The organism is Pseudomonas ovata, assembly GCF_003131185.1.
In the GTDB taxonomy this organism is placed as follows: Bacteria; Pseudomonadota; Gammaproteobacteria; order Pseudomonadales; family Pseudomonadaceae; genus Aquipseudomonas; species Aquipseudomonas ovata.
The window spans coordinates 95,840-120,667 of the sequence record NZ_QFFU01000011.1; the positions used below are offsets into that span (position 1 = coordinate 95,840).

A 24,828-nucleotide genomic window follows, 5' to 3' on the forward strand; every position below is an offset into this window, starting at 1 on the left:
CTCAACTCCAGTAGATCAGGGGGGATTGCTCGCCGAAATAACCGATGAAACTCGACAGGGTGATTCGCGGCGTGTGGTGCACGGGACGGACCGCGTGAATGAACCGCGGGTTGATGATGATCAGGTCGCCGTCTTCGGGACGGGTGGTGAAGTCGGCCGGCGGCAGCCGGTCGCGGTCGATGCCGTAGTGGCGGGCGCTTTTCAGATGCTGGTACTGGTCTTCGCTGGGGCGGGTGTTCCACACCTCCAGCTCGCCGCCCTGCGCCGGCACTTGCAGGTAGATGTTGGCCGACAACTGCGCCTGCAAGGCCACTTGCAAATGGGGCGGCAGGTTCCATTCCAGCTTGTCGATGTGCGGGCACAGGTCGATGCCCGGCTCCTGGTAGCGGGTGACGCCGGTGAAGCACTTCTGGCCGTCGACATCGAGCAGGTGCGCACCCCGCGGCCACGCCTCGTCAAGCCTGAGGCGTAAATCGTCAAGCGGCGACAGGTAAGGCCGAAAGGCATCCCGCACCCGGTCGATATTGCCTCGCGCCGCCTGGTGATAGGCCTGGCGCACCGTGTCGTCCTTGATTTCGGCATAGGCGATGCCCAGCCGGGTAAACTCGCGCGCATGCCCCAGGGCACCGCGCTGCGGATGGTCGAACAACTGTCGACGCGCCGCCTCCAGGCTCTGCTCGCTGACAAAGCCCGGGATGCGGATGCCATAGATGGCGTGATCGAGCAGTTGCTGGATATGCACCGAGCTCAAGGCTCGTGCTTCGATGGTCGCGAGCATTTACCGTACCTCCTGGCAGTAAAAGTGAACCCTGAAGATGAAACAGTGCCGGGTTCAATGATCGAAACGGGTGTCGTAGTGCGCGCTGGCGTCGATGCCCTGGCGGATGATTCCTTCATCGCGGTACAGGTCGGCGCTGTGTTGCAGTTGATCGATCACCGTCGCATCGATGGCGATGCGTTGCGGGCGCGACTCCAGGGTCGAGACGCGATGAAACTCGACGGGCAGACCGGTGGAGGCAGCCAGTCGTTCGGCGTAGGCGTCCACATGGTGGTTGGCCCACTGGTAGGCGCGGTCGATGCGGCCCAGCAGGTCGCGCACGGCCTCGGTCTTTTCGTCGATGGCCTGCTGGCTGGCGACGATCAGCACATTGCCGGCAAACAGTTTCTCGCCACTGGCCAGTACCCGGGTCTGATCCTGCAGGCGGGCCATGCTGGTATAGGGGTCCCAGGTTGCCCACACGTCGGCCCCGCCATTGGCCAGCAACACCCGTGATTCGCCTGGTTGCAGGAAGATGAACTGCGCATCCGTGCCGTGCAGCCCGGCCTGGCGCAACACCGCCAGGGCCAGGAAATGGCCAATCGAGCCGCGAGTGGTCGTGATGCGCTGGCCCTTGAGGTCCGCTGTCGTCTTGAGCGGCGAATCCTGGCGGACCACCAGCGCCACCATGGTGGCGGTTACCTGCAACTTGATCACCGCCACGGTCTTGATCGGTGCCTGGGCGGCCACGGCAAAGATGAATGGCGCCTCGCCGAGCGCGCCGACATCGATGGCCTCGGCGCGCAGGGCTTCGGCCACCGGCGGCGCCGAGGCAAATGAGGCGAAGTCGATGGCGTAGGGCAGGTCCTGCAACTGCCCCGATGCCTCCAGCAGCACCTTCAGCGCACCTTTCTGGCTGCCCACCCGCAGCGTGGTCTGCGCCTGCACTGCGCCTGCCAGCGTCAAGCCCAGCCCCAGCACGGCCAGCAGGGTTTTGACCGAGCGGTTCAAAACGCTACGCTCACACGGCCGTAGTAATAACCACCGGCAAATCCATACGGCGAGAACATGCCGTATTCGTAAGTGCCGGCCCAGGTCTTGATGCCTTTCTTGTCCGGGTACACATCGAACAGGTTATTGGCGCCCAGGGCCACCGTGAGGTTGTCGGTGACGTCGTAGGCCACGTCCAGGTCGGTGATCCACTTGGCACTGTAGGTGCGGTCGTTTTCCGGGATGTTCGAGCCTTCGGTGTACTGGCCGTAGCGGGTCAGGGCCAGGTTGACGTTCCAGCGGTCGAGCCGATATTGCGTCGAGGCAATCCACTTGTCCTTGGGCGTGGCGCGGGTCAGGTCGGTCTGCTGTTGACGGTCGAACAACACGTAGCCGGCGCCCAGGCTGGACAATTGGCTGGGGTTGGCGGCCAGCGCGCGAATGGTGTTGCGGTTGTGGTTATAGGCCAGGCTGAACTTCGCCTGCCCGTATTGCTGCAACGCCAGGCTGTACTCGGCTACCAGGTCGACCCCCTGGGTGCGGGTGTCGGCCGCGTTGGCGTAGTACTGGCCGGCCAGATTCGGCGGCAGGCCGTTGGCGGTGAGAATGTTCGACACTGCCGTGCCGCTGAGCACGCCGGTTTGCAGGATGCGGTCGTCGATGTCGATCAGGTACCAGTCGGCGGTCAGCCGCAGGCGCTCCACAGGCTCTGCCGTCAGGCCCAGGCTGTAGCTGAGCGAGGTTTCAGGTTGCAGCGAGGTGGCCCCAAGCGCCTTGGCTTCGGCTGAGTCGGGACGCATCTGGCGGGTACGGGCCACGCTGGTTACGCCGCCGACGCCGAACTGGGTGATGCTGCTGGTCGCCGAAAACTGGTTCTGCGCCAGCGACGGCGCGCGAAAACCCTTGCTGACTCCGGCACGCACGGCATAACCGGGCAGGAACTCATAGCGGGTGGTCAGTTTGCCGCTGGTCGTGTCGCCGATGCCCTGGTTGTACTTCTCATGGCGTACTGCTGCGCCCACGTACCAGTCGTTGGTGATGTCCAGGCCCAGGTCAAAGTAAGCGGCGACGTTCTGACGCTGGCTGCTACCCGCATCATCCGGACTGGTACCAGCCACCGAAAACAGCCCGGGGTCGGGTACCCGGCCGGCGAACGGCCCGCTGGGAATCACGTAGCTGCCCTGGTTGTAGGCATTGGGCTCACCGGCTTCGAGGGTGAAGGTTTCGCGGCGGTATTCGAGCCCGGCCGAGGTTTGCAGCGGGCTGCTCCAGCCGATGTCCAGGGCGCGGGTGACGTCCAGGTTGGTGGTCCACTGGTCGAAGACTTCGTTGGCCAGGTGGAAGCGGTGCTGGCTGAAGTCCGGACCGTTGGAAATGTTGACGTTGTTGTCGGTGTACAGGCGCGCCTTGTCGCGGCCATAGCTGCTGCTGACATCCCAGTCCCAGCCGGCCAGCTCGCCCTTGATCCCGGCGGTGGCCTGGTAGTCGACTTCCTCGATCTCGCGTCGGGCCTGGCCGCCGTCGCCATACGGCGCCCCTGGCACGCCGGCCAGACTGGTGATGTCGGTGGGTTTGCGGTGGCCCAGGTCCTTGTTGCTGTTGCGATAACTCAAGGTCGAGAACGAATACAGGCTCACATCGTTTTGCAGCGGCACTTCCAGGTTGTAGGCCAGGCTCGTGGTACGGTCGCGGCCCAGGCCGTATTCGTTGCCCCAGCCATGGCGATTGCCTTCGCGTGGGTCGGGTGAGCCGTCGGGCTGGTTGAAGTAGAGCTGGCCGGAGGCGGCCGAGTCGCGGATCCAGGGTTCCTGTGCCTTGGCGTCGAACGACAGGTTGAAAAAACCGCCATCACCCAGTGTCGTGCCCAGGTTGGCCGCTTCATGACCGGTGGTGCCGTCGCCGTTGTAGTTCTGGCCCAGCGAGGTTTCAGCCGTCAGGCCCTGGGCGTTGCGCTTGAGGATGATATTGATGACCCCGGCAATGGCGTCCGAGCCGTACTGGGCGGCGGCGCCGTCGCGCAACACCTCGATGCGTTCCACGGCGGCGGTGGGAATCAGGTCCAGGTCGACCGGGGTAGAGGCATTACCGACCCGTGCATTGTTGTTGATCATGGCGGTGTTGTGCCGGCGCTTGCCATTGACCAGGATCAGCACTTGATCGCCACCCAGCCCGCGCATGCTGATGCCGCGCACCACAAACCCGGTGCCGCCACCGTTGAAGGTCGGCACGTTGAAGGACGGGATCAGGCGGGCGAGGATTTCCTTGAGGCCGCTCTTGCCGGTGGCGGTGAGCTGCTCGCTGGTGTAGACGTCGATCGGGACAGGGGTGTCGGTGAGGGTGCGCTGCTGGTTGCCACGAAGGCCGGTCACCAGCACGGTGTCCAGCGTGTCTTCAGCCTGGACCAGGCTGCTCAGGGCACTGGCGGCAATCAATAACCCAGCGGTGGGCAGGGGGGCAAAATACGTTCGGGCAGCGTTGTTCATCAGTCGTTATCCATGCGTGCATCGTCAGTGTCCTTAGCGCCGGGAGCGCCCGTTTTGGATCCCATTATTGGGTGAGGGAAAGTGTACGACTGGTAACAAAATGTTAAAAATACATAAAGCTCATAAGCTAATATTTATATCTTGTAACAAAACTACTTAATCCAGTGTGGGTGTCATGAGTCGTATCCAACAGCACATGCGTCTGGGCCTGTTTATCCAGGCCGCCGGTCATCATGCGTCGGGCTGGCGTTATCCGGGTGCACAAAGCGGCAGCGAGAATTTCAATTTGATCCGACGCCTGACCGAAAGCGCGGAGCGCGCCTGTTTCGATCTGGTGTTCTTCGGTGACAAACTTGTCACCGGTCCCCAGGAACCGCCGTCGATGATTGTGCGCTTCGAGCCCTTGACCCTGCTCGGCGCACTGGCCATGGTCACTGAGCGTATCGGCCTGGTTGCCACGGCATCGACCACTTACGGCGAACCCTTCACGATTGCGCGTCAGTTCGGCACCCTCGATCACCTGTCCGGTGGTCGCGCCGGCTGGAATGTGGTGACCACCGGCTACGACAGTGCGGCCAATTTCACCTTGGGCAACCATCCCGATCATAAGCTGCGTTATGCCGTGGCCGAGGAGTTCGTCGATGTGGTGCGCGGGTTGTGGGACAGCTTCGAAGACGACGCCTATGTGCGCGATGCTGAAACGGGGGTCTACCTGGACACGGCGAAGATGCACCGCCTTGATCATCAGGGCAGGTTTTTCAACATTGCCGGCCCGCTTAACCTGACTCGCAGCCCGCAGGGCCATCCGGTCCTGGTGCAGGCCGGTTCATCGGGACCGGGCATGGCCCTGGCCTCGCGCATTGCCGAGGTGGTGTTCACCGCCCAGCAGGATTTGCACAGTGCGCAGCAGTTCTATCGAGACCTCAAGCGCCAGGTGGTCGAGCACGGTCGTGACCCGGCGCATTGCCTGGTGATGCCGGGCATCATGCCGATCATCGGCCGTACCCGGGAGGAGGCGCTGGCGCACTTCGAACGCTTGCAGCAATGGAATGACCTGGACGCGGCGCTGGCGCTGGTCAGTGACCGACTGGGGCATGACGTGCGCGGCCTGGACCTGGACCGGCCGTTGCCGGACCTGCCCCTGCCACAGAACATGAGAAGCCGGGCGCAACTGTTGCTGGACATGAGCCACAAGGACGGTCTGACCCTGCGCCAGGTCTGCCATCTGGCCGCCGGCGCACGGGGTCATCGCATTGTGGTCGGCACCGCGCAGCAGGTGGCCGACGAGATCATCGCCTGGTTTGAAGGTGAGGCCGCCGATGGTTTCAACCTGATGCCGGCACATTTTCCCGAAGGGCTTGATGCGTTTGTCGAGGGTGTCTTGCCGATCCTGCGCCGGCACGGTCTGTTTCGCGAATGCTACACCGGCCATACCTTGCGCGAGCACCTGGGCTTGCCGCGTCCTGCAGATTTTGGTCTGTAGAGTTGTTTGTGCTAGATTTGAATCTACAGATTGATTATTCGAGGTGCATCATGACCGCTTTGGCTCAAGCCGCCGTCCTCAGCAAGACCCAGTGCGTTACCGGCCTGCGCGCCGCCTTGCGCATTCTCGATAAATGGCAGGCCTCGACAGACCAGGCCTGCCGCATCCTGCGTATCTCGCGCAGCACCTATACCCGTGCCCGGCAAGACGACGCCGGCTGGTCGGTGAGTCTGGACATGGATCAGATGCACCGCATCAGCTTTGTGCTCAATATCCATGCGGCGCTGCGCACGATTTTCGATAACCCTGAAAATGTGTACGGCTTCGCCTCGCTGGCCAATCACAATGATTTCTTCAATGGTCGTACACCGCTGGAGATCATGGCCCAGGGCGACTTCATTTCGTTGTACGAAACCTTCCGGCGCATCGATGCCCTGCGGGGTGCGCAATGGTGAGCCCGGCCGAACTGGCCGAGCGGCCGCAACAGGCCGTGCAGGCGCACCGGCTGGTCAATTCGCGCTTCCCGCCCATCGACCTGTTCAACGACGTGGCCGACGCGGCCGAGTTCGAGGCGCTGTATCAGATCCAGGCGCTGACCAACCCGCGCCTGCTCAATGAAGTCGGGCGTATCGAGCTGATTGCGCTGCGCGAGATTCCCTTCGGCATTCCCGGCTGTTCCTATGCCGCCGCACCCTTTACCCACGTCAACCCGGACGGTTCACGCTTCAGCGATGGTCGCTTTGGCGTGCTGTACGTGGCCGACACCGTCGAAACCGCCGTGGCCGAAGTGCATCATCATCAACAGAATTATTGGTCGAAGGTGCCGGAGCTGAGTTACGAGCGCTTTGTGTTTCGTGCCCTGGTGTGTCATTTCAACGAGGCCGGCCTGTGCGATGCCGCCGCCTTGTCGCTGTCGCATCCGATTCACGCGCCGGGCGATTACAGTCACTCTCATCAATTGGGTGCAGCCATCAAGCATCAGGGCGGCGTGGGCCTGCGTTATTGCTCGGTGCGCTCGCCAGGCAACCTGTGCTGGGCGCTGATGACCCCGCGCCCGGTGACCGCCATTCACCAGAGCGCGCATTACGAGATGATCTGGAACGGGCGTATCACCAGCGTGAACCGGCTATCGAATGCGACTTAGGGTCTGTTGCCGGTCCTGTGGTTGGGCCGGGGCGGTTCAGGCGGTGTCCCTGATCTTGCGCCGGCTGTGCCATACCACGGCCAGGGTCACCGGGATGCAGGCCAGCACGGCCAGTTGCGCAGACACTTGCATGCCCAAGGCTTCGCCACCCTGATAGATCAGCTTGAGCAGGCTGAGCAGGTAATAGGTGATGGCAATCACCGACACGCCCTCGACGGCTTTCTGAATCCTGATCCGGGTATCGGCGCCACGCCTTGGGCCAGTTGCGCCAGGCATTCGCGCACCACTGCGCAGTAACGCACCGAGGGCCGAAAGCGGCGTTCGATGAGCACACCCAGGCGCTGGAATCGCCGGCATGGGTTTCGCGCGGCTCGGCAATGCGCTCGTCCACCAGGTTGGCATAGGCTGCGGTGGCGGCCAGGCGTTGTTGGTCGCTGAAGGTGCAGTGGGTGATCTGTGTCGAAAGCCCGGCAATGTCGTCAAGCAACAGCCGTGTTTCACCCTGGCTCAATTGCGCTGTGCGCTGGTGAGGTTCTACAGGCGGTCTTCGACACGGTCCAGTTCCGCCCCCAGTAACAGGGAGAGTCAATGCCTGAGAGATTGGATGCGAGGAGAGGGGGATGGGTCACGCAGGTTCATGCACGTAGGGGCCGGTCGAGCGAATGTGGCAGGCCAGGCCATGATGAGGTCGGGCCATTCGCGACCGTGGGTCGCTCCTGCGAAAAATCCGTAGGAGCGACGGTCGCGAATGCAGACTATCAGTGCGCCACAGGCTCCAGCGGTGCTTGAAGCGGAGCCGCTTGCGGTGCATCCAGACCCTCAGTGTGCTCGGTCGGGCGCATCGCGGTGCGACGTACCGGCGCGCCATTGGCCTTGAAGTACCTGGCCGTGCTGCGCGCCAGCGGGCTGCGGTTGCGGATACGGTCGGCGATCTTCTCGGCGATCATGATGGTGGTGGCGTTGAGGTTGCCGGTGATAATCTCCGGCATGATCGAGGCATCGACTACGCGCAGCGCTTGCAGCCCGTGTACGCGGCCCTGACCGTCGACCACCGCCAGCGGATCGGTACCCATCTTGCAGGTGCAGGACGGGTGATAAGCGGTTTCGGCATGGTCGCGCACGAAGGCATCGAGCTGTTCGTCGGTCTTCACGTCCAGGCCTGGGCTGATTTCACGGCCGCGGTACGGGTCCAGCGCCGGTTGCGCGATGATTTCGCGGGTGATGCGGATCGCATCGCGAAACTCCTGCCAGTCCTGCTCCGAAGCCATATAGTTGAACAGGATGCTGGGGTGCTCGTGCGGGTCCTTGGACTTGATCTGCACCCGGCCACGGCTGGGCGAGCGCATGGAGCCGACGTGCGCCTGGAAGCCATGTTCCTGGACGCCCTTGGTGCCGTTGTAATTGATGGCCACCGGCAGGAAATGGTACTGGATGTTCGGCCATTCGAACTCGGGACGCGAGCGGATGAAACCGCCGGCCTCGAACTGATTGCTGGCGCCGATGCCGGTGCCGTTGAACAGCCACTCGGCACCGATGGCCGGCTGGTTCCACCACAGCAGTGACGGGTACAGCGACACCGGCTGGGTGCAGGCGTACTGAATGTACATTTCCAGGTGGTCCTGCAGGTTCTCGCCTACGCCCGGCAGGTCATGCACCACCGGCACATGGTGCTTGTTCAGCAGCTCGGCAGGACCTACGCCTGAACGTTGCAGGATCTGCGGTGAGGCGATGGCGCCGGCGCACAGCAGCACTTCCTTGCGCGCCCGGGCCTGGGTCGGCGTGGTGGCATTGCCCACCAGGTAGCTGACACCCACGGCGCGCTTGCCCTCGAACAGGATGCGGTCGGTAGTGGCGTGGGTGACGATTGTCAGGGTGTCACGCTGCTTGGCGGTGTCCAGATAACCGCGCGCGGTGCTGGCGCGGCGTCCGTTGGGCGTGACGGTGCGGTCCATCGGGCCGAAACCTTCCTGCTGGTAGCCGTTCAAGTCTTCGGTGCGCGGGTAACCGGCTTGCACGCCGGCTTCGACCATGGCGGCGAACAACGGGTTGTTGTTGGGCTTGGGCGTGGTCACGCTGACCGGGCCTTGGCCGCCGTGCCAGTCATCGGGGCCGATGTCGCGGGTTTCAGCCTTGCGGAAATACGGCAGGCAGTCCGGGTAGGCCCAGTCTTCAAGGCCGGGCAGCTTGGCCCAGCCGTCGAAATCCATGGCGTTGCCGCGGATATAGCACATGCCATTGATCAGCGACGAACCACCCAGGCCCTTGCCGCGACCGCACTCCATGCGGCGGTTGTTCATGTGCGGTTCCGGGTCGGTCTCGTATGCCCAGTTGTAGCGCCGACCTTGCAGCGGGAAGGCCAGGGCCGCTGGCATCTGGGTACGAAAATCCAGGCGGTAGTCAGGGCCACCGGCTTCGAGCAGCAGCACGCTGACGCCGGCGTCTTCGGTCAGGCGGGCGGCCAGGGTGTTACCGGCCGAGCCGGCACCGATGATGATGTAATCGAATTCTTGGGACATGAAATGCGTCCTCATCTCTGAACGGTCGCGTCAACGACCGTAGGAGCGGCCTGGGCCGCGAAAAATAGTTGCCGCGCTTTCACGGCTCAGGCGCAATGCCGCCAGGCGGCGCCTGCGATGTGCGCAGGCGCCGCCTCTATCAGAACACCGAGGCGTAGTCACCCAGCTCGACCTGGATCGACTTGACCCGGGTGTACTGCGCCAGCGACAGAATGCCGTTCTCACGGCCCACGCCCGACTGCTTGTAGCCGCCGACCGGCATGGCCGCGGCCGATTCGCCCCAGGTGTTGATCCAGCAGATACCAGCTTCGAGCTGATGGATCACGCGGTGCGCGCGGGTCAGGTTCTCGGTGACGATGCCGGCAGCCAGGCCGTAGTCGGTGTCGTTGGCACGGCGCACGACTTCTTCTTCGCTGTCGTAGCCAAGAATGCTCATGACCGGGCCGAAGATTTCTTCGCGCACGATGGTCATGTCGTCGGTGCAGTCGGTGAACACGGTCGGGGCGATGTAGGCGCCCTTGGCCAGTGCGCCTTCGGTCAGGCGATCGCCGCCGCACAGCAGGCGGGCACCTTGTTGCTTGCCCTGGGCGATGTAGCCCAGCACGCTTTCCATATGGTCGAAGCTGACCATCGGCCCGAAGTTGGTGTTTTCGTCGGTCGGGTCGCCGATGCGGATGCGCTTGACGCGCTCCAGCACCTTGGCTTCAAAGGCGGCCTTGAGGCTGTTGGGGATAAACACCCGGGTGCCGTTGGTGCACACCTGGCCGGAGCTGTAGAAGTTGGCCATCATCGCGATGTCGGCGGCCTTGTCCAGGTCGGCGTCTTCGAAAATGATCAGCGGCGACTTGCCGCCCAGCTCCATGGTCACTTCCTTGAGGCTTGAGCCCGAGGCGCTGGCCATGACCTTCTTGCCGGTGCTGGTGCCGCCGGTGAACGAGATCTTCTCGATCTGCGGATGCTCGGTCAGGGCGCTGCCGACATCGCGGCCGCTGCCGGTCAGGACGTTGAATACACCATCGGGCAGTCCGGCGGCGGTGAAGATCTCGGCCAGCTTGAGGGTGGTCAGCGAGGTGACTTCGCTGGGCTTGAAGATCATCGCGTTACCAGCGGCCAGGGCCGGGGCCGACTTCCACAGGGCGATCTGGATCGGGTAGTTCCAGGCACCGATGCCGGCGGTGATGCCCAGCGGCTCGCGGCGGGTATAGACGAACGAGCTGTCGCGCAGCGGGATCTGCTCGCCTTCGATGGCCACCGCCAGGCCGGCGTAGTACTCCAGCACGTCGGCGCCGGTGACCACATCGACGTAACGGGTTTCCGAATAGGCCTTGCCGGTGTCCAGGGTTTCGAGCTGCGCCAGTTCATCGTTGCGCTCGCGCAGGATGTCCACGGCACGGCGCAGGATGCGCGAACGTTCGACAGGGGTCATGGCGCCCCAGACTTTCTGGCCTTCTGCGGCGCTCTTGACCGCACGGTCGACATCGGCGGCCGTGGCACGCTGAACCTTGGCCAGCACTTCACCGGTGGCCGGGTTGATGGCATCAAAGGTCTCGGTGCTGCTGGCGTCGACATAGCCGCCGTGGATGTAGAGTTTTTGCGTTTCAAAACGGGCCATAAAATTCTCGCAAGTGCATAGGTTGACTGGCGTCCGCCTCCGGGCCGGGTGGGGCCGCAGGGCGGTTCGTTCATTGCACCGTGGTGATCGGTGCACGCGGGTTGTTCGCCAAGGCCAGGGCCGTGATCGACCCTGATAACTGAAAACAGCCTACTTTATTTATGTTGAACGCTCAATCAGTAAAAAAAGAGGACTGCGACGATCCCTTGCTGATGACACGCTTTTGAGCGTGCCATGAGCCTGAATAAAGGCATCCTGTAAGGGGTGTGACCGAGAACGACGCCAGACGTTCGCCGCTTGTTCGCGACATTTGCATCATGGCGGGAGGGCAGCGCGCCAAGGCGGCGCGCCAAGGCGGCACGCTGTAGCGCAGTGAACATGGGGGCGGTGTGTAGGAGCGCGCTCTGCCGGAATGCCGGACCACCGCGACCGAGTGCGCAGCGCTCGCAAAAATCTGCGAAACGCTGCAATTTTACGACTGCTGCGCAGCCGGTCGCCGGCAAGCGGGCTCCTACTGAGATAAATCAACTATCCATTAACATCAAAAAGTTGTTTTGATGAAATTCCTGATTAAGCGACCACCATGATCGGTCGTTGCCGTGCAGGTCAGGCTTTTGTGCGCCCGCCCAATGCCTCGGCCACCCAGTCGGCAATGAAGTGTCCGGCATTGATGCTGTTGTCGAAGCTCGAATGCTGCACGCCGCCTTCGCGGTCGGTAAAGATCTTCAGCTCTCGCCGTGGGCTGTTGACCAGTTGCTCGTAGGTGCGGTGCGCCCATTTGAGCGGAATCTGCGAGTCTTTTTCGCCATGGGTCACCAGAAACGGCACCTTGATGCGCTCCAGCACGCCGTCGAGGTGGACATTCTCGGCAATGGTCATGAACTCATCGACGTCCCTGGCGCCCCAGACCCAGCACACATGCGCCCAGTAGTGTGGCACCGGAAAATCACCTTCCTTTTCCAGGCGGCGCTTCTGCACGTCGCGCCAGTCATGGTTGGCGCCCCAGACCACACCACAGGCAAAGCGTGGCTCGAAGGCCACGGCGCGCGGGCAGTAATAGCCGCCCAGTGACACGCCTTCCATGCCGATGCGCTCGGGATCGACATCGTCGCGGGTTTCCAGCCAGTCCACTACGCGGCTGGCCCAGTGCTCGCTGTCATAACGGGCGGTCAAGCCTTGCAGGCGCAGGGCTTCGCCGGTGCCGGGCTGGTCGATGATCAGGGACGACACGCCGCGCCTGGCCAGCCAGGCCGGCAGGCCGACGCGGTATTTCATTTCCTTGGTCGAGTCCAGGCCGTTGACCTGCACCAGCAAGGGCGCCGGCCCTTGCACGCCTTCGGCGCGTACGTACAGACCGCTCAGGTGCTTGCCCTCGTAAGGAATCTCGACCCGCTCGCAATTCTCGCTCGCCAAGGCAATACCCTGTGCGAAGGTCTGCAGAAAACGCTGGTACAGCGCTTCACGGCCCGGCGCGCCATGGGCCTGCAGGCGTTCGCAAGTCAGGTAATAGGTGGCCGCGCGGCTGTATTTTTCACCGGCCGACAGCAAGCGGCCGGCCGCCTGGTCTTCTTCGGCCAGGCCGCACAGTTTGTCGGCCATCTGTGCCCAGGTTTCACGAAAGGCCCGGGTGCCGTCGGCGTCGGGCTGTCTGGCGGCCTCTTGCAAGGGCGCGCACATCTGCTCGATCTCGCCCATGCGGGCGCCCATTTCGATGGCCAGGTCCACCGACAGGTTCCAGACGTAATTGGTAGGGAAATAGCGGAACATTTTTTATTGTCCTTGTGCGGGCGAAAGGTCCGGCGCCCAAAGACAGGCTGGGCGCGTACCCCTGAAAGGTACGCAGGCAGGGCAGGGTGCGGCCAATCGCGACGGGGGATGCGAGGTATCGCCAAACGCGATGGCTGCACCGCGTCAGCCCGTCGCTTGCAACGCCTCGGCCGGCTGGTCGACATCGTGCATGAAGTCGCGGATGCGCTCGCGCAGCCAGCGGTGCATGGGGTCGCCTTCCATGCTGCGGTGCCAGAGCATGTATTCGCGCATCACCGGAATCTTCACCGGCGCCGGCAGGATGCGCAGCGGCAGGTAGCGCGCATACAGCTCGGCCAGGCGGCGGTGCATGGTGGCGACGCGATGAGTGCCGACCAGCAATTGCGGCAGGGTATTGAAATCATTGGTGATCACTTCCAGGCGCCGGTGGAAGTTGTACTGGCTCATGAACCAGTCCTCGATGCTCAGGTGCCGGTTGCGACCGAACCCCACCGAGATATGGCCCATCTGCATGTACTGCTCCATGGTCAGGGTCTGGCCGACCTCGGGGTTGTCGCGCCAGACCACGCACACATGCTCTTCTTCGAACAACAGCTGCGAAGGGTGGCCGTCGATGGCATAGCGCTCGGGCACGATCATCATGTCCACTTCGCCGCGCATCAACAGCTCGCCGCTGCCGTCGCCGGGGCTGAGCATCTCGAAGGTGATCGACGGCGCCACCTGGTGGATCTTCTGGATGACCCGGGCGAACAGCACACTGATCAGGTAGTCGGAGGTCACCAGGCGAAAGTGCCGTTTGCTGCTGGCCGGCTCGAACACCGGCTTGGCGGTGATGGATGAGCGAATGGTCAACAGCACCTCGCGCACCGGGGTGGCCAGCTCCAGCGCATAGGGGGTCGGCTGCATCTTGCGCCCCACTTGCACCAGCAGTTCATCTTCAAAAAAGGTCCGCAAGCGACCCAGCACACCGCTGGTAGCCGACTGGGTCATGTGCAGGCGTTCGGCGGCGCGGGTGATGTTCTGCTCTTCCAGCAGTACATCCAGCGCGACCAGCAGGTTCAGGTCCAGGTGGTTGAAGCGCACGGCGATACCTCGAGGGTCTTGTAGTTATTTTGGCGATACCTTCGCCCGCGTCCGATCCCGCGTCAATCCCGCTTCTGCCGCTGTGGGCGGTAAACGCCCGGCCTTATGGGTACCCGCGCAGGTATCGCAATTGCCGATGCCTCACATCCCTACACACGATTGGTCAGCCGCCCGGTGCTGGCGTCAACTGCGCTGCAACCGGACGGCCCCTTGCCGTCGTGGCCGATACCTGCGCCCTTGCCCGGCGCCCATAACAATTCCAATGGAGAGCCCGCCATGAACATTCTTGGCCTCGACGCCCTGATCTTCGGTGTCGACGACATCCCGGCCTGTGCCAGTTGCCTGCGCGACTACGGCCTTGCGGCCACTCACCTGGACGCCGAGGGCGGGCGCTTCGAAGCGCTCGACGGCACCGCGATCATCATCCGCCGCGGCGATGACCCAAGCCTGCCGCCGGCCCTGGGCCCGACCCCGTCGCTGCGCGAAACCGTGTATGGCGTGGCCAGCGCCGCCGACCTGGCGGCCATTGCCGATGAGCTGGGTCGTGACCGCGAGGTGCGTCGTGATGCCGACGGTGCGTTGCACTGCATCGACGACCTGGGCTTTGCCATTGCCTTTCAGGTCACCTGCCGGCGTGCCTTCGAAGCCGCCGCCGACCTGACCAACGCGCCGGGCAGCGCCCCGCAGCGCCCACTCAATCAATTGGGCATCTACGGCGACATGCCGGCCTTGCCGCGCACCTTGTCGCATGTGGTGTATTTCGTCCCCGATGCGACCAAGGGCGAGGCGTTCTACCGTGACCGGCTGGGCTTTGTCACGACGGACAGTTTCATTGGCGTGGGCCCGTTCATGCGCACCGCCGCCATGGACGACCACCACTGCCTGTTCATGATCCAGACTCCGCCGCACATGCAGGGCTGCGAGCATTTCACCTTCCACATGGGCAGCGGCACCGAAGTGCTGCTGGCCGGTACGCGTTTCCAGAGCCAGGGCTGGACCAGCTTCTGGGGGCCGGGCCGGCACATGCTGGGCTCGAACTGGTTCTGGTATTTCAACTCGCCGCTGGGCTGCCACATCGAGTACGACGCCGACATGGACCGTCATGACGACGCATGGGCCGCCCGGCAGGCGCCGATGTCGGCCGATAACTCGCAGTTGTTCCTGTTCAGTGCCCGGGAAAAATGGGCCCCCAGCGGCCCGCCGCCGAAAAAGGGCTGAGCCATGGCCTGCGCCACGCTGTGCCGGCTCGACGAAATCACCGAGGGCCAGGCGCGCGGGTTCGACCCGCAAGGGCAGGGTGCCGACAGCCTGTTTGTGCTGCGCCATGCCGGCGTTGTGCGGGTGTATCGCAATCGCTGCCCGCATTTGCACACGCCTCTGGAGTACCGCAAGGACCGGTTTCTCAGTGCCGACGGCCAGTGGGTGGTGTGTTACGCCCATAACGCCCGCTTTCGGCCCGACACCGGCGAGTGTGTCTACGGCCCGTGCCGGGGGCAGTCGTTGGTGTCCTTGCAACACCACGAGCAGGCCGGCTGGCTGCTAGTGCCGCTGGCGCAGTTGCACGACTGAGGTATCGCGCCAGGCGATAGGTCGCATCCCTACACACGATTGGTCAAAGCCCGACGGCACCGGGAAGCTGTGCCCAGGCACAGGAAGGCCCGCACACCGTGCACAACTACAAGAACAAGACATAAGGAATGCCATGAATACCGTGAATAACGTGTTGATCGTCGGCGGCGGAATCGGTGGGCTTTGCGCCGCCATTGCCTTGCGCCGCAAAGGGATTGCCGTCGAGCTGGTCGAGCTCAAGACCGAATGGACGGTCTACGGCGTCGGCATCATCCAGCAGAGCAACGTGGTGCGCGAAATGCACCGCCTGGGCCTGCTGGATGCCTACCTGGACGCGGCCTTCGCCTTTGAGGACGTCGCCATCTATTCCACCACCGGCCAGCAGCTGGTGCGCATTCCCGGCCAGCGCCTGGCCGGCCCCGAGTACCCGGCCAATGTCGGCATCTCGCGCCGCGCCCTGCACAAGGTGCTCAGCGAAACCGCCATCGCGCTGGGCACCCAGGTGCACCTGGGCACCTCGATCGACAGTTTTCAGCAGGACGAGGCGGGCGTGGACGTGCTGTTCAGCGACGGTCGCCAGGGGCGCTTCGACCTGTTGGTCGGTGCCGACGGCTTGTTCTCCAAAGTGCGCAGCCTGCTGTTTGGCGACACCTACCAGCCACATTTCACCGGCCAGTCGGTGTGGCGCTACAACTTCAAGCGCAGCGGCGGGCTCGATCACCTGGCCAACTACCAGGGCCCGGCCGGCAACGCGGGCCTGGTGCCGCTGGCCGACGACCTGATGTACCTGTTCACCACCTCCCACGAGCCGGGCAATCCCTGGAAAGAACAAGCCCACCTGGCCACTGAACTGCGCGAGCGGCTGGCCGGTTTCGGCGGCCTGATCGGCGAGCTGCGCGAGCAGATCACCGATTCTGCCGAAGTGGTCTACAAGCCGCTGGAAGCGGTGTTCATCGACGAGCCCTGGTACCGCGACCGGGTGCTGGTGATCGGCGACGCCGCCCACGCCACCACCCCGCACCTGGGCCAGGGTGCCGGCATGGCCATCGAAGACGCCGTGGTGCTGGCCGAAGAGCTGACCGCCGACGGCACGCTGGAGGCGCAATTGCAGCGCTTCATGGCCCGGCGTTTCGAGCGCTGCAAGTACATCAGTGAAATGTCGCTGCTGGCCGGCGCCAAGGAGGTCGAGCGCGACCCGTCGTTTGACCGCATCGGCCTGGTCAAGCAGATGCTGGAGGTCACCGCTCGCCCCATCTGAATCCTGCGGTGGCGCCTGAGCGCTGCCTGACCGTACACACGCACAACAACAATAAAAGAGGTGTTTCCGATGTTGACTGGCAACCCTGTACACAGGCGCACACTGCCGCCCCTCAAACCCCTGGCCATGACCCTGCTGGCCCTGGCCGCCGGGCACAGCCAGGCCTTTGAAATCGACACGGGTATCCCCGACCTGCGGGTGCGCTGGGATAACACCCTGAAATACAGCGCCGCCTGGCGCACCCAGGACCCCGACAGCCGGCTGACCGAAGGCCAGACCTCGCTGAACCTGGACGACGGCGACCGCAATTTCCGCAAGGGCCTGATCTCCAACCGCCTGGACCTGCTCTCGGAGCTGGACATCACCTATGACAACGTCGGCGCACGGGTCAGCGGCGCAGCCTGGTACGACGACGCCTATAACCGTGGCACTGACAACAACGACCCGAGCCGCAGTAACAGCACCTCGGTGCGCTATGACCAGTTCACTGATGACACCCGCACCTTGCACGGGCGCAAGGGCGAGTTGCTCGATGCCTTTCTGTTCGGCAAGACTGAAATCGGCGGCCTGCCGGTGTCCGGGCGTGTGGGCCGCTACGCCATGCAGTGGGGCGAGAGCCTGTTCTACGGCATGAACGGCATTGCCGGTGGCATGGCACCGATCGACGTGGTCAAGGGCCTGTCGGTGCCCAACACCCAGTTCAAGGAATTGATCCGCCCGGTGCAACAGCTGTCCGGCCAGTTGCAACTGACCCCGGACGTGTCGATCGGCGCCTATTACCAGTTCAGTTGGGAAGCCAACCGCCTGCCGGCCGCCGGCAGCTATTTTTCCAACGACGACTTCTTTGGCGACGGCGCCGAGCGCTTGTTTGTCGGCGCACCGGTCATGCCGGGTGGCCAGCCGCTGGCCTTCTACCACGGCAAGGACAAGGACGCCAAAGACTCGGGGCAAGGCGGGGTGCAACTGCGCTGGCGCACCGAGACCGTTGACTGGGGCCTGTATGCCATCCGCTTCCACGACAAGTCGCCGCAGCTCAACGTGCGCCCCGACTTTGCCAGCCTCAACCCGGTTACCGGCAAGGCGGGTGAGTTCTACTGGGTCTACCCCGAGGACATCTCGGCCCTGGGCGCCAGCTTCTCCACCACGCTGGGCAATTTCAACGTGGCCGGTGAAGTGTCGACGCGCTGGAACCAGCCGCTGGCCTCGACCAACCAGCATTCGCTGGCCCCTGGCGAGGCGCTCGACAACAGCGATAACCCGGTGTACGCCACCGGCCGGACCCTGCACGCCAACCTGTCGTGGCTGGCCAGCCTGGAGCCGAGCTTCATTGCCCGCGAATCGAGCTTTCTCGGTGAAATCGCCTGGAACCGCGTGCTCAGCGTGAGCAAGAACCGCGATGCCATCGACCCCAATGCCGACCGCGACGCGGCCAGCCTGCGCCTGGTCTACGAGCCGATGTACCGGCAGTTCTACCCGGGCCTGGACCTGTCCGTGCCGCTTGGCGCCAGTTACACCCACGGTGCCTCGCGCGCGCTGGGCACCGGGTTTGGCACCGACCAGGGCGGCGACATCAACGTCGGCCTCAAGGGCAACTACCTGAACGTCTGGAACCTGGGCCTGACCTACACCCACTACTACGGCCCGCGTAACACCTTTCTGGATGCCAGCAACAACTACACCTTTGAACAGTCGCTCAAAGACCGCGACTTCATCGCCTTCACCGTCAGCCGCAGCTTCTGACCCAGGACAGCCCGATGAAACATACCTACAAGATCGTCTCGATGCTCAGCGCCCTGAGCGCTGCCCTGTTGTTCGCCCACGGTGCCATGGCTGCCGTGTCGGCCGAGGACGCCGCCCGGCTCAAGACCAGCCTGACCCCGCTGGGCGCCGAGCGCGCCGGCAATGCCAGCGGCAGCATTCCGGCCTGGACCGGCGGCTACACCCAGGCCGACCCGGCCTATAAAGCGGGCGGCAAGCGCGGTGACCCGTTCGCCAGCGACAAGCCGACCCTGACCATCACCGCGCAGAACATGGCCCAGTACGCCGACAAACTGACCCCCGGTGTGCAGGCGATGCTCAAGAAATACCCCGACAGCTACCGGGTCGAGGTGTACCCGACCCATCGCAGCGCCGCCGCGCCGCAGGCGGTGTACGACGCCACCTTTGCCAATGCCACGGCCGGCAAGCTGGTCGAAGGCCCTGCGGGGGGGATGCCCGAGGGCGCCTCCGGGGGTATTCCGTTCCCGATTCCGCAAAACGGCGCCGAAGCCATGTGGAACCACCTGCTGCGCTGGCGCGGCGCGTCCTGGCACGCCAGCTTCTCCCAGTACCTGACCACCGCCGACGGCAAGCATGTGTTGACCAACGACTCGCGTGCCGACCTGCAGATGCCCTGGTACCTGCCGGGTGGTTCGGGCGAGAAGGGCGTGTTCTGGTCGATCCGCATGATCAACGACGGCCCGCCCCTGCGTGCCGGCGAGGCCATCACCGGCCTTGAAAACCTCAATGCCGACAAGGCGGCGGTGTGGACCTACCTGCCGGGCCAGCGCCGCGTGCGTCGCTTGCCCAACGCTTGCTGCGACACGCCGACGCCGGCCACCGCCGGGGTCATGAGTTTCGATGAACTGTACGTGTTCAATGGCCGTCTCGACCGCTTCGACTGGAAACTGGTGGGCAAGAAAGAGATGTACATCCCCTACAACGCCAACAAGGTGTTCACCGCCCCCAGTGCCGAAGCGCTGCTGGACGCTCATCACCTGAAGTCCGACGTGGTTCGCTGGGAGCTGCACCGGGTCTGGGTGGTCGAGGCCACGCTGAAAAACGGCCAGCGCCATGTGATGCCCAAGAGCACCTACTACCTCGATGAAGACACTTGGGCGGCGGTGCTGGGCGAGCGCTACGACGCCCGTGGGCAACTGGCCAAGGTGGTGTGGACATCGCCGGTCGTCCTGCCCGACCTGCCGGGGGTGGTGACGCTGACCAACGGCTTCTACGACCTGGTGTCCGGGGCCTGGTTTGCCGGCGACCTGTTTGCCGGCGAGGCCGAGCAGTACCGCATCGTGCCGCCGATCAAGGACTCGGTGTTCACCGCCGACGCCATGGCCGGCGAAGGCGTGCGCTGAAGCTGCCGCGGGCGCGCTGTCCGCAGCCTGACCGTGGTAGGAGCGCGCTTGCCCGCGACCGAGTGCGAAGCGCTCGCAAGATCTCGGAAACACTGAAAATCTACAGCGGATGACCGAAAAATCTCGGAAACGCTGAAAATTTACGACTGCTACGCAGCCGGTCGCGGGCAAGCGCGCTCCTACACCGGCGCCCTGTTGGCTGTGCGACAGGCGTTTTGGACTCAATAACAACAACCTTGAAAGGTGGCGTGCACATGAATACAAGGGTTTTCCGCTGGCTGCTGGCCGCCTGTTGCAGCTTGACGCCGGTGGTCACGGTGCAAGCCACCGAGGCGCTGCAACAGCCTGCCGTGCAAGGCCCGCAAGCTTTGCGCGCGGTGCTGCAGGACGTGACCCGTGCAGGTAACCGCCTGGTGGCAGTGGGCGAGCGGGGCGTGGTGCTGTTGTCTGACGACAATGGCCTGCACTGGCGCCAGGCCACGGCGGTGCCGGTCAGCGTCGGCCTGAACGCGGTGCAGTTTGTCGATGCCCGCACCGGCTGGGCCGTGGGCCACGCCGGGGTGGTGCTGCGCAGTGAAGACGGCGGCGAACACTGGGCCCTGCAACTGGATGGCCAGCGGGTGGCAACTGTGGAGCTGCGCGCCGCCGAGGCGTCAGCTGACAGCACGCGCATCGACGCGGCCAGACGCCTGGTGGCCGATGGCGCCGACAAGCCCTGGCTGGCGCTCAGCTTCAGCGATGCCGGTCACGGCCTGATCGTGGGGGCTTATGGCCTGGCGCTGGCCACCGCCGACGGTGGCCGCACCTGGCAGTCGCAAGGCGCCCGCTTGCCCAACCCTGGCGGCCTGCACCTGTATGCCCTGGCGCGCCAAGGGCGCGATTTGTTCATGGCCGGCGAACAAGGATTACTGTTGCGCTCACGCGATGGCGGCGAGCATTTCCAGGCGCTGGACGGGCCGTACGAAGGCAGCTATTTCAGCCTCGCCCTGCTGCCCGACGGGCGCCTGCTGGTGGGCGGCCTGCGCGGCAAGCTGTTTGTTTCCAGAAACAACGGCGACAGCTTCGAAACCCTGGCCAACCCGATACCGGCGTCACTCAACGCCATTCGCGTGACCGGTAACCAGGTGCTGCTGGCCAATCAGGCCGGCCTGTTGCTGCGCAGCGGCCTGAACGAATTTGCCGCCACACCGCAGGCGGTGTCCGAAGGCCTGCCGCTGACCGCCGTGACCCAGGCCGCCGACGGCGCGCTGATCACCGTGGGCATGGCCGGCGCCCGGCGCCTGACGTCTTCTTCCACTTCTTCTGCGGCGGACTGAGCCCATGCACGTTTCGACTTCCAAGGCACCGTCCAGCGGTCGCCTCGACGACTTCGACAGCGCCTCCGGCTCCTTGCTGGAACGCGCCCTGTTCAACCATCGCACCTGGGTGCTGCTGGTGTGCCTGGCGGCCACCTTGCTGCTGGGCTGGCAGGCCACGCGCCTGACGCTCAATGCCAGCTTCGAGAAAACCATCCCCCACGATCATCCGTTCATCCATAACTACCTGGCGCACCGCCAGGAGCTGGCCGGGCTGGGCAATGCCGTGCGCATCGCAGTGGCCAACCCGCAGGGCACGATCTACGACCGCGATTACCTGCGCAACTTGCAAGCGCTCAACGACGAGATCTATCTGCTGCCGGGCGTGGACCGCGCCGCCATGAAGTCGCTGTGGACACCGTCAACGCGCTGGACCGGGGTGACCGAAGAGGGGCTGGAGGGCGGCCCGGTGATTCCCGATGGCTATGACGGCGGAGCCGCGAGCCTTTCGGCCTTGCAACGCAATATCGAGCGTTCCAACGAGATCGGCCAGTTGGTGGCTTTCGATCAGCGCTCCAGCATTATCTATGTGCCGCTGCTGGACAAGACCCCGGATGGCCAGGCCTTGGACTACACCGCCCTGGCCCATGAACTCGAAGCCCTGCGCAGCCACTACCAGGCGCAAGGCGTAGAGATCCATATCACCGGTTTTGCCAAGGTGGTGGGCGATCTGATCGACGGCCTGCGCCAGATCCTGCTGTTTTTTGCGGCGGCTATCATCATCACCGGCGTGGTGCTCTACGGCTACACCCGCTGCCTGCGCAGCACCGCGCTGGTGGTGACCTGTTCACTGGTGGCGGTGGTCTGGCAACTGGGCCTGCTGCCGCTGCTGGGCTATGAACTGGACCCGTATTCGGTGCTGGTGCCGTTTCTGGTGTTTGCCATCGGCATGAGCCACGGCGCGCAGAAAATGAACGGCATCATGCAGGACATCGGTCGTGGCATGCACCGGCTGGTGGCGGCGCGCTTCACCTTCAGGCGGCTTTTTTTCGCCGGGCTGACAGCGCTGTTGTGCGATGCCGTGGGCTTTGCCGTGCTAATGATCATCAAGATCCCGGTGATCCAGGACCTGGCCGTCATCGCCAGCCTGGGGGTGGCGGTGCTGATCTTCACCAACCTGATCCTGCTGCCGGTGCTGCTGTCTTATATCGGTGTCAGCCCCACGGCTGCCCGACGCAGCCTGCGCGCTGAAGAGGCCGAAGCGAGCGGGGCGGCCAAGCCTGCGCTGTGGCGCTTTCTGGACCTGTTCACCCAGCGTCGCTGGGCGGCGTTGTGCGTAGCCGTGGCCGCGCTGATGGCGATCGGCGGCTTCATGGTCAGCCTGCACCTGAAGATCGGCGACCTGGATGCCGGCGCTCCGGAGCTGCGGCCCGACTCACGCTACAACCGCGACAATGCCTTTATCACCCAGCATTACGGCGCCAGCAGTGATGTCTTTGCGGTGATGGTGCAGACCCCGCCGGGCGGCTGCTCGGCCTATGACACGCTCAAGCGCGTCGACCAACTGGACTGGCAACTGCGCGGCCTGAGCGGGGTGGACTCGACCAACTCGCTGGCCTTGCTCAACCGCCGGGTGCTGGTCGGCCTGTCCGAAGGCAACCCCAAATGGTACGAACTGGTCAATAACCAGGCGACCCTGAACATGGTCACCGCCGGGGCCCCGCGTGGCCTGTACAACGACGACTGCAGCCTGCTGACCCTCTACGCCTACCTCACCGACCACAAGGCCGACACCCTCACCCGGGTGGTCGACAGCGTGCAAGCCTTTGCCAAAGCCAACGACAGCGACCAGGCGCGCTTCGTGCTGGCCGCCGGCAGCGCCGGGATCGAGGCCGCCACCAATATCGTGGTACGCCAGGCCAACCGCGACATGCTCTGGTGGGTGTACGGCGCGGTGATCATCCTGTGCCTGGTGACCTTCCGCTCCTGGCGGGCCGTGGTGTGCGCAGTGCTGCCGCTGGTGCTGACGTCGATTCTGTGCGAGGCGCTGATGGTCGGCCTGGGGATGGGCGTCAAGGTCGCGACCCTGCCGGTGATTGCCTTGGGCGTGGGCATCGGCGTGGACTACGCACTGTACGTGATGAGCATCGTGCTGGCCGAACTGCGCAAGGGCGCCAGCCTGTCGCAGGCCTATTACCGGGCGCTGCTGTTCACCGGCAAGGTGGTGATGCTGACCGGTGTGACCCTGGCCATCGGCGTGGGCACCTGGGTGCTGTCGCCCATCAAGTTCCAGGCCGACATGGGCGTGCTGCTGGCGTTCATGTTCGTCTGGAACATGGTCGGTGCGCTGGTGCTGCTGCCGGCGCTGGCCTACTTCCTGTTGCCGCAGCGCCTGGCGCCGGCGCATGACGCCACCGGTGTGCCTGACACGGCGCAAACGGCCGCCCGTCCGGCACTGCCCGTGCAGCGCGCGCCCAATCCTGCCGGCGACGGCAAGCCCGTCCGGGCCTGAGGAGAATCGTCCCATGAACAATCACGCTCGTGCAGGCAGCGCCCAGGCGGCGTTGTTACTGTTCTGCAGTTGCCTGCCGGTGCTGGGAGCGGTGCTGATCGCCCCGGTGCTGCCGCGCATGCAAGTGCATTTTGCCGACACCCCGGGCGCGGCGGTGCTGGTGCCGGTGGCCCTGACCCTGCCGGCGCTGGTGATCGCCTTGCTGGCGCCGCTGGCCGGGGTGCTGGCCGACCGCATCGGCCGGCGGCGCCTGCTGCTGGGCAGCATGCTGCTCTACAGCCTGTGCGGGGTCTTGCCGCTGTGGCTCGATTCGCTGCACCTGATCGTCGCCAGCCGCGCCGGCATCGGCCTGGCCGAGGCGGGAATCATGACCTGCTGCACCACGCTGATGGGCGACTACTTCGACGGCCGGCGCCGCGAGCGGCTGTTTGCCTTGCAGATGGTGGTCACCTCGTTGTCGGCGGCGCTGTTCATGGGCCTTGGCGGGGCGTTGGGCGAGCACGGCTGGCGCACGCCGTTCGTGCTGTATGCGGCAGGGCTGGTGTGCCTGCCGCTGCTGGCCCTGTTGCTGTGGGAACCTCAGGTGCAAGTCCGTCCGGCCGGGCATGCCTCTGAGCGTTTTGCCTGGCGCGCCCTGAGCCCGCTGTACCTGTTGACCCTGCTGGCCGGCGTCAGCTTGTTCATCGTTCCGGTGCAGGCCGGTTACCGCCTGCAATTGCTCGACATCCACGCCCCGCAACAGATCGGCCTGGTCATGGGCGCCAACCAGTTGGGCGTGCTGCTGGGCGCGCTGAGCTTTCGCTGGCTGTCGCGCCAGCCGGCGGCGCGCGTGCTGGCGCTGGGCTTTGCCATTGCCGGGCTGGGCGGGGCACTGATGGCGTACGTGACCCGCCTGGAGCTGATGGCACTGGCGGTGCTGATCAATGGCCTGGGCATCGGCCTGTTGCTGCCCACCTTGATCACCCGCGTCATGGCCTGCGTCGGTTTCGAGCAACGCGGCCGGGCCACTGGCGGGTTCACGGCGGCGATTTTCGCCGGCGAGTTCGCCAGCCCCTTGCTGGTGCTGGCCATCACCACCGGCGAGCTTTCCCACCTGCCCAGGGCCTTGCTGCTGATTGCCCTGGTGCAACTGATCCTGGCACCGCTGTGCCTGCTGTTGCTGCGCCGCTCATCGCGCCCGGCCACGTCCGCCCCTGCCATGCCCTTGGGCGATGGCCACTGATTTTCCAGGAGAAAC

19 protein-coding genes and 1 pseudogene are annotated in these 24,828 nt (G+C 64.4%); 11 read left to right on the top strand and 9 right to left on the bottom strand.

The features are described 5' to 3' along the window. Position 1 precedes the first annotated feature (1 nt). From DGA31_RS16270 to DGA31_RS16280, 3 genes are read right to left on the bottom strand one after another with little or no spacing between them, the layout of a single operon-like run. On the bottom strand, positions 2-778 hold the full coding sequence (locus tag DGA31_RS16270; protein ID WP_056836439.1) for a 2OG-Fe(II)-dependent halogenase WelO5 family protein: 777 nt from the start codon (positions 776-778) through the stop codon (positions 2-4). A 54-nt stretch (positions 779-832) separates the two neighbouring features. After that, complete coding sequence (locus tag DGA31_RS16275) at positions 833-1,768, bottom strand: ABC transporter substrate-binding protein (RefSeq protein ID WP_241509604.1); 936 nt, start codon at positions 1,766-1,768, stop codon at positions 833-835. Beyond that, a complete protein-coding gene (locus tag DGA31_RS16280) occupies positions 1,765-4,230 on the bottom strand; it encodes a TonB-dependent receptor plug domain-containing protein (RefSeq protein WP_109513255.1) in 2,466 nt (821 codons plus the stop codon). The genes DGA31_RS16275 and DGA31_RS16280 overlap by 4 nt, the downstream gene beginning before the upstream one ends. Positions 4,231-4,405: 175 nt before the next feature. On the opposite strand from DGA31_RS16280, the gene DGA31_RS16285 reads away from it, so the two are divergent. Genes DGA31_RS16285 through DGA31_RS16295 form a run of 3 tightly spaced genes read left to right on the top strand, consistent with a single transcriptional unit; the run spans position 4,406 to position 6,857 of the window. After that, on the top strand, positions 4,406-5,713 hold the full coding sequence (locus tag DGA31_RS16285) for an LLM class flavin-dependent oxidoreductase (protein WP_109513256.1): 1,308 nt from the start codon (positions 4,406-4,408) through the stop codon (positions 5,711-5,713). 50 nt (positions 5,714-5,763) lie between these two features. Further along, a complete protein-coding gene (locus DGA31_RS16290; protein WP_056836447.1) occupies positions 5,764-6,168 on the top strand; it encodes an antitoxin Xre-like helix-turn-helix domain-containing protein in 405 nt (134 codons plus the stop codon). Further along, positions 6,162-6,857 (top strand): RES family NAD+ phosphorylase, encoded by a 696-nt coding sequence (locus DGA31_RS16295; protein ID WP_109513257.1) that lies wholly within the window; start codon positions 6,162-6,164, stop codon positions 6,855-6,857. The genes DGA31_RS16290 and DGA31_RS16295 overlap by 7 nt, the downstream gene beginning before the upstream one ends. A 36-nt stretch (positions 6,858-6,893) precedes the next feature. Here DGA31_RS16295 and DGA31_RS16300 read toward each other — a convergent pair whose 3' ends face one another. The 6 genes and pseudogenes from DGA31_RS16300 to DGA31_RS16325 form a co-directional block, all read right to left on the bottom strand. After that, positions 6,894-7,133 carry a DUF3422 family protein gene (locus DGA31_RS16300; RefSeq protein ID WP_161959193.1) on the bottom strand — a complete coding sequence of 80 codons (240 nt, stop codon included), beginning with the start codon at positions 7,131-7,133 and terminating at the stop codon, positions 6,894-6,896. 76 nt (positions 7,134-7,209) lie between these two features. After that, a pseudogene (locus DGA31_RS30785) lies at positions 7,210-7,446 on the bottom strand (DUF3422 family protein); the annotation flags it as partial. Positions 7,447-7,615: 169 nt separating this feature from the next. Next, positions 7,616-9,373: a choline dehydrogenase gene (gene betA, locus DGA31_RS16310; RefSeq protein ID WP_109513259.1), complete on the bottom strand. Its 1,758-nt coding sequence runs from the start codon at positions 9,371-9,373 to the stop codon at positions 7,616-7,618. Positions 9,374-9,512: 139 nt separating this feature from the next. Further along, a complete protein-coding gene (betB, locus tag DGA31_RS16315; RefSeq protein ID WP_056836453.1) occupies positions 9,513-10,985 on the bottom strand; it encodes a betaine-aldehyde dehydrogenase in 1,473 nt (490 codons plus the stop codon). Between the two features lie 606 nt (positions 10,986-11,591). Next, the gene (locus DGA31_RS16320; RefSeq protein ID WP_109513260.1) at positions 11,592-12,752 is read right to left on the bottom strand and encodes an alpha/beta hydrolase family protein; all 1,161 of its coding nucleotides are present in this window, start codon (positions 12,750-12,752) and stop codon (positions 11,592-11,594) included. A gap of 144 nt (positions 12,753-12,896) precedes the next feature. Continuing rightward, positions 12,897-13,835 carry a LysR family transcriptional regulator gene (locus DGA31_RS16325; protein WP_056836458.1) on the bottom strand — a complete coding sequence of 313 codons (939 nt, stop codon included), beginning with the start codon at positions 13,833-13,835 and terminating at the stop codon, positions 12,897-12,899. A 276-nt stretch (positions 13,836-14,111) separates the two neighbouring features. On the opposite strand from DGA31_RS16325, the gene DGA31_RS16330 reads away from it, so the two are divergent. From DGA31_RS16330 to DGA31_RS16365, 8 genes are all read left to right on the top strand, one after another. Further along, positions 14,112-15,053, top strand: coding sequence for a VOC family protein (locus DGA31_RS16330; protein ID WP_109513261.1), 942 nt, complete (start codon positions 14,112-14,114; stop codon positions 15,051-15,053). 3 nt (positions 15,054-15,056) lie between these two features. Beyond that, on the top strand, positions 15,057-15,404 hold the full coding sequence (locus tag DGA31_RS16335) for a Rieske (2Fe-2S) protein (protein WP_056836461.1): 348 nt from the start codon (positions 15,057-15,059) through the stop codon (positions 15,402-15,404). Between the two features lie 133 nt (positions 15,405-15,537). Beyond that, positions 15,538-16,662, top strand: a complete 1,125-nt coding sequence (locus tag DGA31_RS16340) for an FAD-dependent oxidoreductase (RefSeq protein WP_109513262.1) — start codon at positions 15,538-15,540, stop codon at positions 16,660-16,662. A gap of 69 nt (positions 16,663-16,731) precedes the next feature. Then, complete coding sequence (locus tag DGA31_RS16345; RefSeq protein ID WP_056836465.1) at positions 16,732-18,402, top strand: DUF1302 domain-containing protein; 1,671 nt, start codon at positions 16,732-16,734, stop codon at positions 18,400-18,402. A gap of 14 nt (positions 18,403-18,416) precedes the next feature. After that, positions 18,417-19,784 carry a DUF1329 domain-containing protein gene (locus DGA31_RS16350; RefSeq protein ID WP_109513263.1) on the top strand — a complete coding sequence of 456 codons (1,368 nt, stop codon included), beginning with the start codon at positions 18,417-18,419 and terminating at the stop codon, positions 19,782-19,784. A gap of 254 nt (positions 19,785-20,038) precedes the next feature. After that, positions 20,039-21,100: a WD40/YVTN/BNR-like repeat-containing protein gene (locus DGA31_RS16355; protein ID WP_109513264.1), complete on the top strand. Its 1,062-nt coding sequence runs from the start codon at positions 20,039-20,041 to the stop codon at positions 21,098-21,100. Between the two features lie 4 nt (positions 21,101-21,104). Continuing rightward, the gene (locus DGA31_RS16360; protein WP_109513265.1) at positions 21,105-23,591 is read left to right on the top strand and encodes an efflux RND transporter permease subunit; all 2,487 of its coding nucleotides are present in this window, start codon (positions 21,105-21,107) and stop codon (positions 23,589-23,591) included. Positions 23,592-23,604: 13 nt separating this feature from the next. Then, the gene (locus DGA31_RS16365; RefSeq protein WP_109513266.1) at positions 23,605-24,813 is read left to right on the top strand and encodes an MFS transporter; all 1,209 of its coding nucleotides are present in this window, start codon (positions 23,605-23,607) and stop codon (positions 24,811-24,813) included. Positions 24,814-24,828: the final 15 nt, after the last annotated feature.